The sequence below is a fragment of the Achromobacter sp. 1011811831 genome, from assembly GCF_059760905.1.
Genome location: NZ_JCBANG010000206.1, coordinates 1 through 803 on the forward strand (window position 1 = coordinate 1; position 803 = coordinate 803).

At 67.1% G+C, this 803-nt stretch carries 1 protein-coding gene; it reads right to left on the reverse strand.

The genetic code is table 11. From position 1 onward, the window contains the following. On the reverse strand, positions 1–803 hold an 803-nt coding region (locus tag AC6LJ9_RS30610; protein WP_498150448.1), incomplete at both ends, for a two-partner secretion domain-containing protein.

Consider the following 803-nt stretch of genomic DNA (forward strand, 5'->3'; position numbering starts at 1 on the left):
TGCAGGTAGATCATGCCGATCTTGTCGGCCTTCAGGGTCGTGGCTTCGATGGTGCCTTCGTTGTTGACCACGGTGCGCAGGGCCGTGTTGGTCGCGTTCGCGCTCAGTTGTGCAGCGCCGCTCGCCGTTTTGATCACTCCGCTGTTGTGAGCCAGCGCGTCCGTCGCGCCGCGATCGATCTGCAGGAAGACGGGGCTGCCATTGTCGAAGTGCAGGCGGACGCTGGTGGCGCCAGCCAAGCCGACGTGGCCTTCGGGGGCCTGGATCGTGCCAGTGTTGCTGACTTGCGCTCCCAGCAACTCCACGGCGCCGCCCGTGGCGGCTGTGATCGCGCCCGCGTTGACGACGTGCGCAGCCGAGTCGCCGCTGAACACGTAGCGATCCGCCTTGAAGTCCTCGTTGCCGATGTCCAGGGTCGAGGCGACCAGGCTGCCCACGTTGACCTGCGCGCCCTGGCCGAACAGCACGCCGTTCGGGTTCACCAGGAAGACCTGGCCGTTGGCGTCGATGCGGCCCAGGATGCTGCTGCCTTCATTGCCGATGACGCGGTTCAGCGCGATCGCGTTCTGGTCGGGCTGGCGGAAGGTGACGCCTTCCTGGGCGCCGACGTTGAAGCTCTCCCAGTTGGTGATCAGCTTGTGGCTCTGCTGGTCCACGATCATCTGCTGGCCTTCGGCCTGGATCGTGCCCTTGCCGTCGACTACCGCTCCGCCCGTCGGCAGGGCATGGGCCAGTCCGGCGAAGGCGAGCCCGATCAGCGAGGCGCCTGCCGTCATCAGCACGCGGCCGCGTCCCGCCTTGCC